The organism is Rhodococcus sp. p52 (genome assembly GCF_000763325.2).
Classification (GTDB): domain Bacteria; phylum Actinomycetota; class Actinomycetes; order Mycobacteriales; family Mycobacteriaceae; genus Rhodococcus; species Rhodococcus pyridinivorans.
Genome location: NZ_CP016819.1, coordinates 4,055,958 through 4,071,588, shown reverse-complemented (window position 1 = coordinate 4,071,588; position 15,631 = coordinate 4,055,958). Strand labels below are relative to the sequence as shown.

At 69.6% G+C, this 15,631-nt stretch carries 18 protein-coding genes and 1 tRNA gene; 15 read left to right on the top strand and 4 right to left on the bottom strand.

The genetic code is table 11. From position 1 onward, the window contains the following. The first annotated feature begins 45 nt into the window (after nucleotides 1-45). The 10 genes from IM25_RS18790 to IM25_RS18745 all read left to right on the top strand — a co-directional run bounded on the left by IM25_RS18790 (nucleotide 46) and on the right by IM25_RS18745 (nucleotide 9,718). Nucleotides 46-1,800 (top strand): CTP synthase, encoded by a 1,755-nt coding sequence (locus tag IM25_RS18790; RefSeq protein WP_082921086.1) that lies wholly within the window; start codon nucleotides 46-48, stop codon nucleotides 1,798-1,800. Between the two features lie 5 nt (nucleotides 1,801-1,805). Further along, on the top strand, nucleotides 1,806-2,432 hold the full coding sequence (locus IM25_RS18785) for an NUDIX domain-containing protein (RefSeq protein ID WP_019289619.1): 627 nt from the start codon (nucleotides 1,806-1,808) through the stop codon (nucleotides 2,430-2,432). Between the two features lie 3 nt (nucleotides 2,433-2,435). After that, complete coding sequence (gene xerD, locus IM25_RS18780; RefSeq protein ID WP_052040137.1) at nucleotides 2,436-3,407, top strand: site-specific tyrosine recombinase XerD; 972 nt, start codon at nucleotides 2,436-2,438, stop codon at nucleotides 3,405-3,407. A 134-nt stretch (nucleotides 3,408-3,541) separates the two neighbouring features. Continuing rightward, nucleotides 3,542-4,525, top strand: coding sequence for a ParA family protein (locus tag IM25_RS18775; RefSeq protein WP_372473929.1), 984 nt, complete (start codon nucleotides 3,542-3,544; stop codon nucleotides 4,523-4,525). A gap of 5 nt (nucleotides 4,526-4,530) precedes the next feature. After that, nucleotides 4,531-5,427, top strand: coding sequence for a segregation/condensation protein A (locus tag IM25_RS18770; protein ID WP_033098319.1), 897 nt, complete (start codon nucleotides 4,531-4,533; stop codon nucleotides 5,425-5,427). Between the two features lie 188 nt (nucleotides 5,428-5,615). Further along, nucleotides 5,616-6,248: an SMC-Scp complex subunit ScpB gene (gene scpB / locus IM25_RS18765; protein ID WP_052040140.1), complete on the top strand. Its 633-nt coding sequence runs from the start codon at nucleotides 5,616-5,618 to the stop codon at nucleotides 6,246-6,248. Between the two features lie 10 nt (nucleotides 6,249-6,258). After that, nucleotides 6,259-7,425 (top strand): pseudouridine synthase, encoded by a 1,167-nt coding sequence (locus IM25_RS18760; protein ID WP_197481882.1) that lies wholly within the window; start codon nucleotides 6,259-6,261, stop codon nucleotides 7,423-7,425. Nucleotides 7,426-7,457: 32 nt separating this feature from the next. Continuing rightward, a complete protein-coding gene (cmk, locus tag IM25_RS18755; RefSeq protein WP_033098330.1) occupies nucleotides 7,458-8,120 on the top strand; it encodes a (d)CMP kinase in 663 nt (220 codons plus the stop codon). Beyond that, a complete protein-coding gene (gene der, locus IM25_RS18750) occupies nucleotides 8,117-9,547 on the top strand; it encodes a ribosome biogenesis GTPase Der (RefSeq protein ID WP_019289613.1) in 1,431 nt (476 codons plus the stop codon). Before cmk ends, der begins: the two co-directional genes overlap by 4 nt. Before the next feature lie 97 nt (nucleotides 9,548-9,644). Then, nucleotides 9,645-9,718: transfer RNA gene (locus IM25_RS18745), tRNA-Pro, on the top strand. Between the two features lie 522 nt (nucleotides 9,719-10,240). Here the strand turns inward: IM25_RS18745 and IM25_RS18740 are convergent. After that, the gene (locus tag IM25_RS18740; protein ID WP_006552734.1) at nucleotides 10,241-10,636 is read right to left on the bottom strand and encodes a RidA family protein; all 396 of its coding nucleotides are present in this window, start codon (nucleotides 10,634-10,636) and stop codon (nucleotides 10,241-10,243) included. Nucleotides 10,637-10,762: 126 nt separating this feature from the next. On the opposite strand from IM25_RS18740, the gene IM25_RS18735 reads away from it, so the two are divergent. Next, entirely contained in the window at nucleotides 10,763-11,779 is a 1,017-nt protein-coding gene (locus IM25_RS18735; protein WP_065996249.1) for a helix-turn-helix transcriptional regulator, read from the top strand. On the opposite strand, the gene IM25_RS27670 is transcribed toward IM25_RS18735, so the two are convergent. Next, nucleotides 11,706-11,894 (bottom strand): hypothetical protein, encoded by a 189-nt coding sequence (locus tag IM25_RS27670; RefSeq protein ID WP_350247647.1) that lies wholly within the window; start codon nucleotides 11,892-11,894, stop codon nucleotides 11,706-11,708. The genes IM25_RS18735 and IM25_RS27670 overlap by 74 nt on opposite strands. On the opposite strand from IM25_RS27670, the gene IM25_RS26505 reads away from it, so the two are divergent. Further along, a complete protein-coding gene (locus tag IM25_RS26505) occupies nucleotides 11,875-12,078 on the top strand; it encodes a hypothetical protein (protein WP_198162591.1) in 204 nt (67 codons plus the stop codon). The genes IM25_RS27670 and IM25_RS26505 overlap by 20 nt on opposite strands. A 122-nt stretch (nucleotides 12,079-12,200) precedes the next feature. After that, nucleotides 12,201-12,617, top strand: coding sequence for a VOC family protein (locus IM25_RS18725; protein ID WP_033098316.1), 417 nt, complete (start codon nucleotides 12,201-12,203; stop codon nucleotides 12,615-12,617). A 21-nt stretch (nucleotides 12,618-12,638) separates the two neighbouring features. Here IM25_RS18725 and IM25_RS18720 read toward each other — a convergent pair whose 3' ends face one another. Together IM25_RS18720 and IM25_RS18715 are read right to left on the bottom strand one after the other, a co-directional pair. After that, complete coding sequence (locus IM25_RS18720; protein WP_024101105.1) at nucleotides 12,639-13,034, bottom strand: MmcQ/YjbR family DNA-binding protein; 396 nt, start codon at nucleotides 13,032-13,034, stop codon at nucleotides 12,639-12,641. A 40-nt stretch (nucleotides 13,035-13,074) separates the two neighbouring features. Next, the gene (locus IM25_RS18715) at nucleotides 13,075-14,103 is read right to left on the bottom strand and encodes a phosphotransferase family protein (protein WP_033098315.1); all 1,029 of its coding nucleotides are present in this window, start codon (nucleotides 14,101-14,103) and stop codon (nucleotides 13,075-13,077) included. A 197-nt stretch (nucleotides 14,104-14,300) separates the two neighbouring features. Between IM25_RS18715 and IM25_RS18710 the strand changes: the two genes are divergently transcribed. Next, a complete protein-coding gene (locus tag IM25_RS18710; RefSeq protein WP_033098314.1) occupies nucleotides 14,301-14,918 on the top strand; it encodes an NUDIX hydrolase in 618 nt (205 codons plus the stop codon). Between the two features lie 110 nt (nucleotides 14,919-15,028). Further along, nucleotides 15,029-15,631, top strand: a complete 603-nt coding sequence (locus IM25_RS18705) for a CDP-alcohol phosphatidyltransferase family protein (protein WP_006552741.1) — start codon at nucleotides 15,029-15,031, stop codon at nucleotides 15,629-15,631.

Sequence of the window (15,631 nt, the reverse complement as noted above, 5' to 3'; positions counted from 1 at the left end):
TCGCATCAGTCCAAAAGTCCTGCACCTGACGTCACGGGAGCTTCTTTGCCACAGTCACGCCACTCGCGTACCCCTACCAAGCACATCTTCGTCAGCGGGGGCGTCGCGTCCTCTCTCGGCAAGGGGCTCACAGCGTCGAGCCTGGGCACTCTGCTCACCGCACGCGGCATGCGCGTGACGATGCAGAAGCTCGACCCGTACCTCAATGTCGACCCCGGCACGATGAATCCGTTCCAGCACGGTGAGGTCTTCGTCACCGAGGACGGCGCCGAGACCGACCTCGACGTGGGCCACTACGAGCGCTTCCTCGACCGCGACCTGTCCGCCGACGCGAACGTCACCACCGGGCAGGTGTACTCCACGGTCATCGCCAAGGAACGCCGCGGCGAATATCTCGGCGACACCGTGCAGGTCATCCCGCACATCACCGACGAGATCAAGCGCCGCATCCTCGCGATGGCCGCACCCGACTCCGAGGGCCAGACCCCCGACGTGGTGATCACCGAGATCGGCGGCACCGTCGGCGACATCGAGTCGCAGCCCTTCCTCGAGGCCGCCCGCCAGGTGCGCCACGAGGTCGGCCGCGACAACTGCTTCTTCCTGCACGTCTCGCTCGTGCCCTATCTCGGGCCGTCCGGTGAGCTGAAGACCAAGCCCACCCAGCACTCGGTGGCCGCGCTGCGCAACATCGGTATCCAGCCCGACGCGCTCGTACTGCGCTGCGACCGCGACGTGCCGGCCTCGCTCAAGGCGAAGATCTCGCTGATGTGCGACGTCGACGTCGCCGGCTGCATCTCCTGCCCCGACGCGCCGAGCATCTACGACATCCCGAAGGTGCTGCACAGCGAGGGACTCGACGCCTACGTCGTGCGCCAGCTCGGCCTGCCCTTCCGGGACGTCGACTGGACCGTGTGGGGCAACCTGCTCGAGCGGGTCCACAACCCCCGCGAGACCGTCGAGGTCGCGCTCGTCGGCAAGTACATCGACCTGCCCGACGCCTACCTGTCGGTCACCGAGGCGCTGCGCGCCGGCGGTTTCGCGCACCGCGCGAAGGTCAAGATCCGCTGGGTCGCCTCCGACGAGTGCGAGACCGAGGCCGGTGCCGAGAAGCACCTCGGCGACGTCGACGCCGTCCTGATCCCCGGCGGCTTCGGCATCCGCGGTATCGAGGGCAAGCTCGGCGCCATCCGGTTCGCCCGCACCCGCCGGATCCCGCTGCTCGGCCTGTGCCTGGGCCTGCAGTGCGTCGTCATCGAGGCCGCCCGGTCGGTCGGCATCGAGGACGCCTCGTCCACCGAGTTCGATCCCGACACCACCGCCCCGGTCATCTCCACGATGGCGGACCAGGAACAGGCGGTCGCCGGTGAGGCCGATCTCGGCGGCACCATGCGTCTCGGTGCCTACCCGGCCGCGCTGAAGAAGGGATCGGTCGTGGCCAGGGCCTACGGCAGCGAGCAGGTCTCCGAACGGCACCGGCACCGCTACGAGGTCAACAACGCCTACCGCGACAAGATCGCCAAGTCCGGTCTGGTGTTCTCCGGCACCTCCCCGGACGGGCGACTCGTCGAGTTCGTCGAGTACCCGGCCGAGCAGCATCCGTTCTTCGTCGCCACCCAGGCGCACCCGGAACTCAAGAGCCGGCCCACCCGCCCGCACCCGCTGTTTTCCGGCCTCGTTGCCGCGGCACTGCAGTACAAGGCGGCTGAGCGACTCCCGGTCGACATCCACGGCGAGAGCAGCACCTCCGAGGAATCGGTCGGCTCGACCGCGTCGACGTCCACCGCCGGCGACGCCGAGTAGTCGACATGGCGCAGCGACACGACTTCCGCACCCTGGACAGCCGGCGGATCTACACGGGCGCCATCGTGTCGCTGCGCGTCGACAACGTGGCGATGCCCGACGGGCACACCGCCGAACGCGAAGTGGTCGAACACCACGGTGCGGTCGCGGTGGTGGCCGTCGACGAGAAGGACCGGGTGGTGCTCGTGCACCAGTACCGGCACCCGCTCGGCCGGCGACTGTGGGAACTGCCCGCCGGGCTGCTCGACGCACCCGGCGAGGACCCCCTCGACACCGCCCGCCGCGAACTCGCCGAGGAGACCGGCCTGGCCGCCGCCGACTGGGAACTCCTCGTCGACCTCGCGCTCTCACCCGGATTCACCGACGAAGCCGTGCGCGTCTTCGCCGCCCGCGGCCTGAGCGAGGTCGACCGGCCCGAACCCGAGCACGAGGAGGCCGATCTCGAGGTCCGCCGCGTCCCGGTGGACGAGGCCGTGGCGATGGTGCTGCGCGGGGAGATCGTCAACGCCACCGCGGTGTCCGGTCTCCTCGCGTTCGCAACCGCCCGCGCGACGGGCACCGCGACCCGCGCACCGGACGCGCCGTGGCCGGACCGGCCCACCACCTTCGCCCGCACGCGCGCGGAGGGGTGAGCAGTGCTGCCCGGTGAGGAGCGTCCCGCCACGCAGGTCGCTCCGCAGCCGTCCCCGACACTCACCGGGCAACTCGACGCCTATCTCGCGCACCTGACCGTCGAACGGGGGGTCGCGACGAACACCCTCGCCTCCTACCGCCGCGACCTGCTGCGCTACGTCGAACACCTCACCGACATCCACATCGGTGACCTCGCCGACGTGCACGAACACCACATCAGCGACTTCGCCGCGAGCCTGCGCCGCGGAGACCCGGAACGCAACCGCCCGGCGCTGGCAGCGAGCTCGGCCGCCCGCGCCCTGATCGCCGTGCGCGGCCTGCACCGCTTCGCCGCCGCCGAAGGACAGACCCCGGTCGACGTCGCCCGCACCGTCAAACCCCCGGCGCCCGGGCGTCGCCTGCCCAAGGCGCTGACCGTCGACCAGGTCACCGCGATCCTCGACGCCGCCGGCCGCGACGCCGACGGACCCCGCAGCATGCGCGACCGCGCCCTGCTCGAACTGCTGTACTCCACCGGCGCCCGCATCTCCGAGGCCGTCGGGCTCGACGTCGACGACATCCACACCGAATCACGCTCCGTGCTGCTGCGCGGCAAGGGCGGCAAACAGCGACTCGTCCCGGTCGGACGCCCGGCGCTCGGCGCGCTCGACGCCTATCTCGTGCGGGGACGACCCGCCCTGACAACCGGCCGCACCGCCGCGGTCTTCCTCAACGCGCGCGGCGGCCGCCTGTCGCGGCAGAGCGCGTGGAAGGTGCTGCAGACCGCCGCCGAGCGCGCCGGAGTCGACGTCGGGGTGTCCCCACACACGCTGCGGCACTCCTTCGCGACGCACCTGCTCGACGGTGGCGCTGACGTACGCGTGGTACAGGAGTTACTGGGGCATGCTTCTGTGACGACCACGCAGATATACACCCTGGTCACCGCCGGTGCCCTCCGCGAAGTATGGGCGCAGGCGCATCCGCGGGCACGATGACCGACTCCCCAGGGGACGCGTGTCCGTGCGGTGATCCTGCCGCCGAAGCGGTAGCGTTCTGGGGACGAGCCGCCGGGCCACCCGGCGGGTCGAGGAGAGAACATCTGGGTCGCAAGACAGGGGGAGTACCGAACGTGGGCACACCTCGGCCACCCGCCACGTACATGGAGCCGGAGCACCTCCGGTCGCACACCGTCCCGGTCGACGCACACGGCCGCGAGGACACCGACAGAACGTCCACCACCGAGCCGACCACGACCTCCGGAACCGCCGCCGAGCCCGATCTCGGACCGACCGGCCGGCCCCGCCGTCCCGTCCCGGAACCGGTGCCGTTGTCCACCCACGGACCGGCCCGCATCATCGCGATGTGCAACCAGAAGGGCGGGGTCGGCAAGACCACCTCGACCATCAACCTCGGGGCGTCCCTCGCCGAGTACGGGCGCCGCGTCCTGCTCGTCGACCTCGATCCGCAGGGCGCACTGTCCGCCGGACTCGGTGTCGCCCACCACGATCTCGATCTCACCGTGCACAACCTGCTCGTCGAACCGCGGGTGTCCACCGACGACGTGCTCGTGCGCACCCACGTCGAGGGCCTCGACCTGCTGCCGAGCAACATCGACCTGTCGGCGGCCGAGATCCAGCTCGTCTCCGAGGTCGGCCGCGAACAGGCCCTGGGCCGCGCCCTGTACCCGATGCTCGACCGCTACGACTACATCCTCGTCGACTGCCAGCCGTCGCTGGGGCTGCTCACCGTCAACGCGCTCGCCTGCGCCGACTCGGTGCTCATCCCCATGGAATGCGAGTTCTTCAGCCTGCGCGGCCTGGCACTGCTCAACGACACCGTCGCCAAGGTCCGCGACCGGCTCAACCCGAAGCTGACCGTCGCCGGCATCCTCGTCACCATGTTCGACCAGCGCACCCTGCACGGACGTGAGGTGATGTCGCGGGTCGTGGAGGTCTTCGGCGATCTCGTCTACGACGCCGTCATCAACCGCACCGTCAAGTTCCCGGAGACCAGCGTCGCCGGCGAACCCATCACCCGCTGGGCGCCCACCTCCGCCGGCGCCGAGTCGTACCGCGCCCTCGCGCGGGAAGTGATCCACCGGAGCGGTCGCTGAGCCCCGTGCACGCTCCCGTCCAGGACTCGGCGGAGACCGGCACGGCACCCGATGTGGAGGTCGACGCGGTGGTCCTCGAGGAACCCCCCGAACCGGCCGGCTCGCAGGTCGAGGAGACCACCTCGGGCTTCCATGTGCGCCTGCGCAACTTCGAAGGCCCGTTCGACCTGCTGCTCACCCTCATCTCGCAGCGTCGCCTCGACGTCACCGAGGTGGCCCTCCACGAGGTCACCGACGACTTCATCGCCTACACCCGCAAACTCGGTCCCGAACTCGGCCTCGACCAGACCACCGAGTTCCTGGTCGTCGCCGCGACCCTGCTCGACCTCAAAGCCGCCCGGCTGCTGCCCGCCGGCGAGGTCGACGACCCCGAGGATCTCGCCCTGCTCGAGGCCCGCGACCTGCTGTTCGCGCGTCTACTGCAGTACCGGGCCTACAAGCAGATCGCCGAACAGTTCGCCGCCCTCGAGGCCGCCGCCCTGCGCCGCTATCCGCGCGCGGTGTCGCTCGAGGAGTGCTACGAGAATCTCGTACCGGAGGTCGTGCTCGGTGTCGACGCGCACCGCTTCGCCGAGATCGCGGCCGCGGCGTTCCGGCCGAAACCACCACCGACCGTCGGCCTCGACCACCTGCACACCCCGAAGGTGTCGGTTCCCGAACAGGCCGCCCACATCCTCGGCCTGCTGCGCGCCCGCGGCGCCGGCGTCTGGGTCGGATTCGACGAACTCGTCGCCGACTGCGATCTCGGACTGCTCGTCGTCGCCCGGTTCCTCGCGCTGCTCGAGCTCTACCGCGAACGTGCCGTCACCTTCGAACAACCCGACCCACTCGGACATCTGCAGGTCGCGTGGACAGGGGAGACCGACGGGGAGGCCATCGATTTCGAGGAGGACTACGGGTGAACGACGACACCGTTGCGCGGGAGCACGCGGACGACACCGTCGCGCGGGAGCACGCGGACGACGCTGCGCCCGAGAGTGACGCTGCGCCCGAGAGTGACGCTGCGCCGGGGAGCGCGGACCACACCGCGCGGGAACGTGACGAAGACGCTGCTGCGCCGGAACGCGCGTGGGACGGTGAACTTCTCGAGATCGCCGCCGACGAACTCACTGCGGCACTCGAGGCACTGTTGCTCGTCGTCGACACCCCCGCGCCGACAGAGCAGCTCGCGACCGCCATCGGGGTCACCGCCGACCACGCCGAGGCCGCACTGCGGCGTCTCGCACAGGACCTCACCGCGCGCGGATCCGGCATCGACCTGCGGTTCGCGGGCGACGGCTGGCGCTTCTACACGCGCCGCGATTTCGCGCCCTACGTCGAGAAGCTGCTGCAGGGTGGCGCGCGCACCAAGCTCACCCGCGCCGCACTCGAGACGCTCGCCGTGATCGCCTACCGGCAACCGGTCACGCGCAGCCGTGTCCGTGCCGTGCGTGGCGTCAACGTCGACGGGGTGATGCGCACCCTGCTCGCGCGGGATCTGATCGCCGAGGCGGGCACCGATCCGGAGACCGGCGGCACGCTCTACGTCACCACGGAGCTGTTCCTCGAACGCCTCGGCCTGGCATCTCTGCAGGATCTGCCGCCCGTTGCGCCGCTTCTGCCCGATGTCGATGTGATCGACGACATCGCCGACAGTCTCGAGTCGGACCCACGATTTGAGAGAATGGGTAGGAACGCGCGTCCCGAGACTCTCTCGCCCGCGGAGTTCGATCCAGAGAACTGACAGGAACCAAGTGAATACACCCGCTCGCCGTGATGGCACACCGGACCGTAGAAGAGACAATCCTCGTAGCGCGAACACGCGCAACACCGGGGGATCCCGCTCGGGACGCGCGGAAGCACCGCGTTCCGGAGGACGCACCGAAGCTCCCCGCTCGGGGCGCGCAGGGGCTCCCCGTTCGGGGGAGCGCACCGACTCACCCCGCTCCGATCGCCGGGCCACTCCCGGCCAGTCGGCCGGGGGCCGCAATCCGGCACAGTCGGCCGGAGGTCGCAAACCGGCACAGTCGGCCGCCGGTCGCAAACCGCACCGCAAGGGCACCTCGACCGGTAAGCCCTCCAAGCCTGCCGCCAAGCGCGTCGCGCAGCGCGTCGTTCCGACCGTGAGCAACGCCCGTCCCGCGCGGCACCAGCATCGCGAGGCCGGCCCCGCCCAGCTGCCCGCCGGTGAAGGCGTGCGGCTGCAGAAGGTGCTCGCCCAGGCCGGCGTCGCCTCGCGCCGCGCCGCCGAGGAACTCATCGCCGCGGGTCGCGTCGAGGTCGACGGCAACATCGTCGTCGAGCAGGGCCTGCGCGTGGACCCGGAGAACGCCGTGATCCGGGTCGACGGCGTCCGCGTCGTCATCAACAAGGATCTCGTGCACCTCGTGCTGAACAAGCCCCGCGGCTGGCAGTCCACGATGTCCGATGATCTCGGCCGTCCGTGCGTCGGCGACATCGTCTCCGAACGCGTCGCCGCCGGGCAGCGCCTGTTCCACGTCGGTCGTCTCGACGCCGACACCGAAGGGCTGCTGCTGCTCACCAACGACGGCGAACTGGCCCATCGGCTGATGCACCCGTCCTTCGAGGTGCCCAAGACCTACCTGGCGACCGTCAAGGGTGTGCTCGCCCGTGGTGTCGGCAAGCAGCTCAAGGCAGGCATCGAACTCGAGGACGGCCCCGCCTCCGTCGACGAGTTCTCGCTGCTCGAGGTCCACGAGGGCCAGTCGCTCGTGCGGCTCGTGCTGCACGAGGGGCGCAAGCACATCGTGCGACGTCTACTCGACGCGGTCGGGTTCCCCGTGATCCGGCTCGTGCGCACCAACATCGGTCCCGTGGCGCTCGGCGACCAGCGTCCCGGCACCCTCCGTGTCCTCGGCCGCAACGAGGTCGGGGGCCTGTACCAGGCGGTGAAGCTGTGACCGGCGCACCGGCCGACGCGTTGGTCGTCGCGATGGACGGGCCGTCCGGCACGGGCAAGTCCACCGTCTCCAAGCGTCTCGCGCAGCATCTCGGTGCCGCCTATCTCGACACCGGCGCGATGTACCGCATCGCGACGCTGCACGCCCTGCGCCGCGGCGCCGATCTGACCGATCCGGCCGCGATCGCCGCGGTCACCGCCGGCCTGCCGTGGTCGATCGGCACCGACCCCACCGTCGAGGACATCCGCCTCGACGGGGACGACGTGCGCGAGGTCATCCGCGGTGCCGAGGTCACGGCCGCGGTCTCCGCGGTCTCCGCCGTGCCCGAGGTGCGCACCCTGCTCGTCGAGGCCCAGCAGCGGCTCGGCCGCGCCGAGCACCGCGTCGTGATCGAAGGACGCGACATCGGCACCGTCGTCTTCCCCGACGCGGACGTGAAGATCTTCCTCACCGCTTCGGCGGAGGCCCGCGCGCACCGGCGCAACAACCAGAACATCGCCGAGGGTCGCGGCGACGACTACGAGGCGGTCCTCGCCGCGGTGCAGCGCCGCGACCACCTCGACTCCACCCGCGCGGTGTCCCCGCTGCGTGCGGCGGACGACGCGGTCGTCGTGGACACCAGCGACATGAACATCGACGAGGTGATCGCCGCGCTGCTCGCGGTGGTCACCGAGCAGACTGGAGCGAAGCTGTGAGCGACGACCTGAGTACCGACTACACCGGGTTCGACGGCGACGGCACGTGGTCGGAAGAAGGCGACTGGGACATCGAATTCGCCGAGGGCGGCGACCTCGAGGAGTTCGTCCCGGTCCCGACCGTCGCCGTGGTCGGCCGACCGAACGTCGGCAAATCCACCCTGGTCAACCGCATCATCGGCCGACGGGAAGCCGTCGTCGAGGACGTCCCGGGCGTCACCCGCGACCGCGTCTCGTACGAGGCGTCGTGGAACGGCCGCCGGTTCATGGTGCAGGACACCGGCGGATGGGAACCCGACGCGAAGGGCATGCAGCAGTCCGTGGCCCGCCAGGCGGAGGTCGCGATGCGCACCGCCGACGCGATCCTCGTCGTCGTCGATGCCACCGTGGGCGCCACCAGCGTGGACGAGGCCGTCGCGAAGGTGCTGCGTCGGTCGAAGACTCCGGTGCTGCTCGTGGCGAACAAGGTAGACGACGACCGTGTCGAATCCGAAGCCGCGACACTGTGGTCTCTCGGACTCGGCCAGCCCTATTCGGTATCGGCCACCCACGGTCGCGGCACCGGTGATCTGCTCGACGAGCTGCTCGCCAAGCTGCCGGCCACGCCCCGCGAGGGTACCGGTGGGGAAGGGCCTCGCCGCGTCGCGCTGGTGGGCAAGCCGAACGTCGGCAAGTCGAGCCTGCTCAACAAGCTCGCCGGCGACGAACGGTCGGTGGTGCACGACATCGCCGGCACCACCGTCGACCCGGTGGACTCGATCGTCGAGCTCGGCGGCAAGCCGTGGCGCTTCGTCGACACCGCCGGTCTGCGCAAGCGCGTCAACAGTGCGTCCGGCGCCGAGTTCTACGCCTCCCTGCGCACGCGGGGTGCGATCGACGCGGCCGAGGTGGCGGTGCTGCTCATCGACGCCTCGCAGCCCATCACCGAGCAAGATCAGCGGGTCATCACGATGGTCGTCGAGTCCGGGCGCGCCCTGGTGATCGCGTTCAACAAGTGGGATCTCGTCGACGAGGATCGCCGCTACGAACTCGGCCGCGAGATCGACCGCGACCTGTTGCGGGTGCCGTGGGCATCGCGGGTGAACATCTCCGCCAAGACCGGTCGCGCCGTGCAGAAGCTCGTCCCGGCCATGGAGACGGCCCTCGAGTCGTGGGACAAGCGCATCTCGACCGGACGCCTGAACTCGTGGCTCAAGGAGGTCGTGGCCGCGACTCCGCCGCCGATGCGCGGCGGTCGCCTGCCCCGGGTGTTGTTCGCCACCCAGGCGGCCACGCGGCCGCCGACCTTCGTGCTGTTCACCACGGGCTTCCTCGAGGCCGGCTACCGCCGCTTCCTCGAGCGTCGCCTGCGGGAGGAGTTCAACTTCGACGGCAGTCCCGTGCGGATCTCGGTGCGCGTGCGGGAGAAGCGCGACCGCCGCAAGTGAGCTCCCGACGTCCGGTCGTGAAAACGCGCTGACCAGCCGATTAGTGTTTCGGTCCGTTCCTGTTGTAATCTCTGAGAGCGCTCGGAGAGAGCGCGGACGGGCTGTGGCGCAGCTTGGTAGCGCACTTGACTGGGGGTCAAGTGGTCGCAGGTTCAAATCCTGTCAGCCCGACGTAAACGCCCAGGTGAGAGTAAGTTTCTCGCCTGGGCTTCGTCATGTCCCGGGGGCGTTTTTGCCTGGTCCCCCGGCCGGCCGAGCAGCCGCGTCGGTGCGGTGCGGTGCGCGACGTTGGCTCGGCGGCTTCCTGTGGATAAGGGGACCAGAGCCGCAGCGAAGCGGTCGATCGGCGGTCACAGCCTGCGCCCCTGCCGGGCTCGCGGTGCCTTGGACTTCGCGGCACCGCGAGACGATCTGCTGAGAAGGGCGTTGGCCTGCCGGTAGTCGATTTTCACCTGGGCGAGGGCGGCCTGGAGCCTGAGCGAGTTGGTCCAGGCGTACTCGGGTCCCTGGACACCCCGGCGCCGGCGCACTCCAGCAACAGGCGGACGTTCGCTTCCCGCAGCCCCTCCAAGAAGGCGCCGATATCGCAGCCATAGACCCCGATCGTCATGATCGTGAGCATCGTATGCTCCCCATCTTCCTGCTGCTCGCGCCGGCGAGACCGGCACGAGCAGCAGGAGTGGCAAGGCCGCGTTACGCGACAGCGGTTCCTTCGAGTTCGATCATCTGACCGGGGATCGCCAGCCGCGTCACCCCGAGCATCGTGGTTGTGGGCGCGACGCCCGCGGCGCCGAGCCGCCCGGCGAGCACGCCGTAGTGCGGGAACAGCGCGTCCACGTCGGTGGTGTACACGTTGAGCCTGACGAGGTCTGTTAGGGACATGCCGGCCTCGGCGAGCACGGCTTCGAGGTTGTCCACGGCCAGCGCGAGCTGGGCCGCGATGTCCCCGTCGTGCTCGGGCCGGCCGTCCTTGCTCATCGCGGTCTGCCCCGAGATGTAGAGGGTCCGGGTGTGCCCTGCGACGACCTCGCCCTGGTTGAATCCCATCTCCTGCGACCATGTCACCGGGTTGACCGCTGTTCGTTCCATTGCCACTCCAATCGTTGCGACTGCGAGCGCCCGGCGGCCGGGTGGCCGCCGTCCTCAACGCCCGCAAACTCAGCCTCCCAACAAAACGCGACATCTTGTGTCATGATTTTTGATAGGAATGAAACTATGCGAGCCGATCGGTTGGTCTCACTGGTGCTGCTGCTGCGCCAGCGGGGTCGGATGACCGCGGACGAGCTCGCCGGCGAGCTGGAGGTCTCCGCCCGCACGGTGCTGCGCGACATCGAGGCGCTGTCCACTGCCGGCGTCCCGGTCTACGCCGATCGCGGGCGACACGGCGGGGTTTCCCTGCTTCCCGGCTTCCGCACGGAGCTGACCGGACTGAACCATGACGAAGCCCTCGCGCTGCTGACCGCCGGGTCGGGCCGCGGCGAGAAGGTCTTCGGCCTCGGCACCGCGCTCGCTTCCGCGATGCGCAAGGTGGTCGATGCGCTGCCCGAAGGCCACCGCACCAGCCTGGACGATGCGGCCCGGCGGTTCCTGGTCGAGCCCGACACCGACCTGCTCTCACGACGGCTGGTCACCGAGGACGTGGCGAGTGGCGTGATGGGCGTAGTCCGCCATGCCGTGCTCACCGAGCACAAGCTTCGCTTCCAGTACACCGCACCGGACAAGGCACCCCGCTGGCACGCCGTCGATCCGATCGGTCTGGTCACCGTTCGCGGCCGCACCTACCTGCTGGCCACCAAGTCGGGAGAGGATCGGACGTACCGGCTCTCGCGCATGGTGACCGCCGAGGAGCTTCCGGAACTGGCCGAGCGTCCCGCGCAGGTTGACCTCGACCGCATCTGGGCCGAGCGCAGCGCCCAGTTCTTGTCGAAGAACCACATCCCTGTGCTGGTCAGGGTCGAACCCACGCGACGTGAGGAGTTGCTGAACACCGCGCGAGCTGTCCGCGCCGAGGAACCGGAGGAAGACGGCTGGGTGCGTCTCGACGTGACCTTCGAGGACCTGCGGCACGCTGTCTGGGCGATCTGGCAGCTCGACACCGCCGCCGAAGTCCTCGCACCCGAGTCGCTGCGTGCGGCCCTCCGCGACCGGGCGGCAACCCTCAATGCCAGATACGAGAGCTTTGCCCGGTCACCTGCGGAGCCTTCGCGCGGCTCAACGCCCGACAGCCACTAGGAGTGACGCCCACGCTACGGCGAAACTGACGGGCAGCGAAGTTCGGATCGCCCCACCCCACCCGCTCAGCGATCGTCGTGATCGGCGCAGCCGTAGTGCGCAGACATGCTGCCATTCGCTCGGTCCGGAGCATCGTCGGGTACGCGATCGGAGATTGCCCGAAGGGCGACGACGCCGAGGCAACGGTGTCCGACGGCGACGTCTCGTCGTGGGCGGTCCCGCGACGTGCGGTCGGGCGCGTGCTGGCCGATCTGGTCGACCGACCCGAGTATGCCCGCGCCACAGTGGCGGTCTCCTGACACGGATCGCGCCGAACGCTCCCGGATCCGGTGCGCACCGTCCACGATGAGAAATGCGTCGGCAGACGGTCATTCTTCGTGCGGCACCATCCGTGCCCTGCGGCACCCGCGAAAGGACCACGATGACCACACGATTCAATCCCTATCTCGCATTCCGCGATTCCGCGCGCGAGGCCATGGAGTTCTACAGGTCGGTGTTCGGCGGCGAACTGACGGTGAGCAGATTCGCGGACATGAACGCCTCGCAGGATCCGAGCGAGGACGACAAGGTGATGCACTCGATGCTCACCACCGACCGCGGCTTCGTGCTCATGGCCTCGGACACCCCGAACGGCATGGACTACACGCCCGGCACGAACTTCTCGCTGTCGCTCAGCGGGGACGACGAGAGCGTGCTCCGGGGTTGGTGGGACGCGCTGAGCGACAGCGGTCGCGTCGACATGCCGCTCGAACGTGCCCCCTGGGGCGATCTGTTCGGCATGTGCACCGACCGCTTCGGCGTGTCGTGGATGGTCAGCATCGGCGACCAGCAGGGCTGAACCCGCGCCGCTCGGCGCCCGTCAGCCGAGGCGGGCGTCGAGCTCGCGCACCAGTTTCGGTGGCGCGGTCTGCCGATAGGACATGTCGAGCAGTTCGGCGACCTCGTCCCAGTCCACCTCCGGACGGGCGAGGTCGTACCCGACCCACCCGGACGGCCCGAAATACATCGGCACATAGGTGTGGGGTTCCTCGAGCAGCGCGCGGCGCTCCTCCTCGTCGGGCTTGACGATGAGGGAGCGGGGAAACGGTGCGCGGGTGCCCTTCTCGCCGCCTCCGTAGACCGCGAAGGCCGTCCTGGTGGAGAAGAACGGACGGCCGTGCGAGATCTTCTCGGAGGCGCCGGGCAGGGCCAGCGCGAGCGAGCGCACACGAGCTAGCAGGGGATCCGCCTCGTCGAACATCACCGGATGCGGCATGAGCGGAGCGTACCGAGCGACTACGACAACGGTCGCGAGATCAACTCTTCCGACTCGTCAGCGCATGGATACCGGCGTGCAACAGCGGCTCGACGCCGCGGCCGAGTTCCTCGAACCCGTCGCCGACCGTCTTGCCCTGACGGAACCGGAAGTAGATGCCCTCGAGGATCACCGCGAGCTTGTAGTAGGCCAGGGCGAGGTGGAACGCCATGTCCGACAGGTCGCGTCCACCGGCGGCCTCGTACCGCGCGAGCAGTTCGTCGTCGCCGAGGAAGCCCGGAGCGCGGGACACCGTCGAGACGGGGAATTCCGTGTTCTCCCGCGCCAGCCGCTGGTAGACCAGCAGCAACGCCACATCGGTGAGGGGATCGCCGATCGTGGCCATCTCCCAGTCCAGCACCGCGACCACCTTGTCGTCGTCGTCGACGAGGACGTTGTCGAGCCGGTAGTCGCCGTGCACGATGCCCACCTCGCCGTCGCCCGGCAGATTGTCGACGAGCAGCCGGTGAAGCTCGTCGGCGCCGTCGAGGTCCCGGCTGTGCGAGTTCTCGAGCTGGGTGGTCCAGCGCCGCACCTGCCGCTCGAGGAAGCCCTGGGGGCGGCCGAAATCCTCGAGTCCCACGGCGGACGGGTCCACCGCGTGCAGGGCGGCCAGGGTGTCGACCATCCGCTCGGAGATCACGCGCGTGCGCTCGGCGCCGAGCGGTTCGAGTTCCTCCGCGGTGCGATAGGGCGTCCCCACGACCAGATCCATGAGATAGAAGGGCGCACCGAGCACCGAATCGTCCTCGCACAGCAGGTACGAGCGGGGGACCGGTACCGCGGTGCCGGCGAGCGCGGAGATGACGCGGTACTCGCGAGCCATGTCGTGTGCCGTCGCGAGGACGTGTCCGAGTGGGGGACGGCGCAGCACCAGCCGCCGGTCACCGTCGGTCACCTCGTAGGTGAGATTCGAGCGCCCACCGCTGATCAGGCGCGCGCGGAGGGGACCGGAGAACAGGTGGGGGGCGGAGGTCTGCAGATAGGCATCGAGCGCATCGAGGTCGAGGCCGGCGGGCACGTCGTTCATCGAGCTCCTTTCCGTCGGCTCCCACTATGACCGCGGGTGGGGATCCGTGTTCGGAGAACTCCCACCCCATGCAGATAATCCGGACTGCACGGAAACCATAAATAACCAGAACTCTCCCCCTCAAGGCCGGTGTCACCGACACCGGCCAGGGCATGCGCCTAGCCGCCGGGGCAGTTGTGACGAACTACTGTCGACCCATGCCCGCTGCTCATCCTCTCGACAGAGACAACGTCCGCGACGCGCTGGACGCGTTCGATTCGCGCCGACTGCCGCTCGACGGCCGCCGGCACGCAGCCGTCGTCGTGGCGGTGCTCGACGACGGGAACGGTAACCCCGTCATGCCCCTCACGCGGCGACCGACCCGTCTGCGGGCGCATCCCGGCCAGTTCGCGTTGCCGGGCGGGCGTCTGGACGAGGGGGAGCAGGCCGAGGAGGCCGCCTTGCGCGAGTTGCACGAGGAACTCGGACTCGACCTCGGCCCCGAGGCCGTGCTCGGCCGGCTCGACGACTACATCACGCGCTCCGGTTACGTCATGTCGCCGTTCGTCGTGTGGTCGGACACCGCCGTGACCGATCTGAAGCCCAGCCCCGACGAGGTCGACGTGCTCTTCGCCGTCACCACCGACGAACTCGACGTCGATCCGCGCTTCGTCACCATCCCCGAATCCGACAAGCCGGTGATCCAGTGGCCCTTCCGCGGTCACCTCGTGCACGCACCGACCGCCGCGGTGGTCTACCAGTTCCGCGAGGTCGTGCTGCGCCGGCGGGCCACGCGCATCGACGGTCTCGAGCAGCCGGTCTTCGCCTGGCGTTGACACCCCGGAATCTCCGGTCGCGCGGCTGTGGAAGGCTGGACTCCGTGCCCGAACGGAACTCCGGCGGGGCACCACGAGAACGACCTCACGAGAACACGGAGCGGCCCACCATGACCGATGCGACCGGAACCGCCGACGCGCGCGGATCGGACCGCATCCTCACCGTGCCGAACGTCCTCAGCTTCGTCCGACTGCTGGGTGTGCCCGTCTTCCTCTATCTCGTCCTCGTCGCCCACGCCGATGTCTGGGCGCTGATCCTGCTGGCCGCGAGCAGCATCACCGACTGGGCCGACGGCAAACTCGCCCGGTTGCTCGACCAGACCTCCCGACTCGGCGCCCTTCTCGATCCCGCCGTCGACCGCCTCTACATCGTGGCCACCCTCGTCGCCCTCGTGGCGCGCGACATCGTGCCCTGGTGGATCGCGGTGATCCTCGTCGGCCGCGAACTCGTCCTGGCCCCGACGCTGGCCGTCTACCGGCGCCGGGAACTGCCCCCGCCGGACGTGCTGTACCTCGGCAAGGGCGCCACCTTCCTGCTCATGTGCGCACTGCCGCTGATGCTCGGGGCCGTCGCAGTGCCCGCCTCGGAGCCGATCACCGGCCCGCTCGGCTGGGCTGCCCTGATCTGGGGGACCGTGCTGTACGTGTGGACCGGCCTGCTGTACCTCGGGCAGGCCGTCGTGACGGCACGGATCGTGCCGGCCGGGCGGTGA

Bases quoted from the DNA above. Each gene is read 5' to 3' on its own strand.
- IM25_RS18725 (WP_033098316.1), top strand. From the start codon at position 12,201: ATGACCACACGATTCAATCCCTATCTCGCATTCCGCGATTCCGCGCGC.
- IM25_RS27670 (WP_350247647.1), bottom strand. From the start codon at position 11,894: ATGGCAGCATGTCTGCGCACTACGGCTGCGCCGATCACGACGATCGCT.
- IM25_RS18720 (WP_024101105.1), bottom strand. From the start codon at position 13,034: ATGCCGCATCCGGTGATGTTCGACGAGGCGGATCCCCTGCTAGCTCGT.
- IM25_RS18715 (WP_033098315.1), bottom strand. From the start codon at position 14,103: ATGAACGACGTGCCCGCCGGCCTCGACCTCGATGCGCTCGATGCCTAT.
- IM25_RS18710 (WP_033098314.1), top strand. From the start codon at position 14,301: ATGCCCGCTGCTCATCCTCTCGACAGAGACAACGTCCGCGACGCGCTG.
- cmk (WP_033098330.1), top strand. From the start codon at position 7,458: ATGGACGGGCCGTCCGGCACGGGCAAGTCCACCGTCTCCAAGCGTCTC.
- IM25_RS18740 (WP_006552734.1), bottom strand. From the start codon at position 10,636: ATGGAACGAACAGCGGTCAACCCGGTGACATGGTCGCAGGAGATGGGA.
- IM25_RS18785 (WP_019289619.1), top strand. From the start codon at position 1,806: ATGGCGCAGCGACACGACTTCCGCACCCTGGACAGCCGGCGGATCTAC.
- IM25_RS18735 (WP_065996249.1), top strand. From the start codon at position 10,763: ATGCGAGCCGATCGGTTGGTCTCACTGGTGCTGCTGCTGCGCCAGCGG.
- IM25_RS18705 (WP_006552741.1), top strand. From the start codon at position 15,029: ATGACCGATGCGACCGGAACCGCCGACGCGCGCGGATCGGACCGCATC.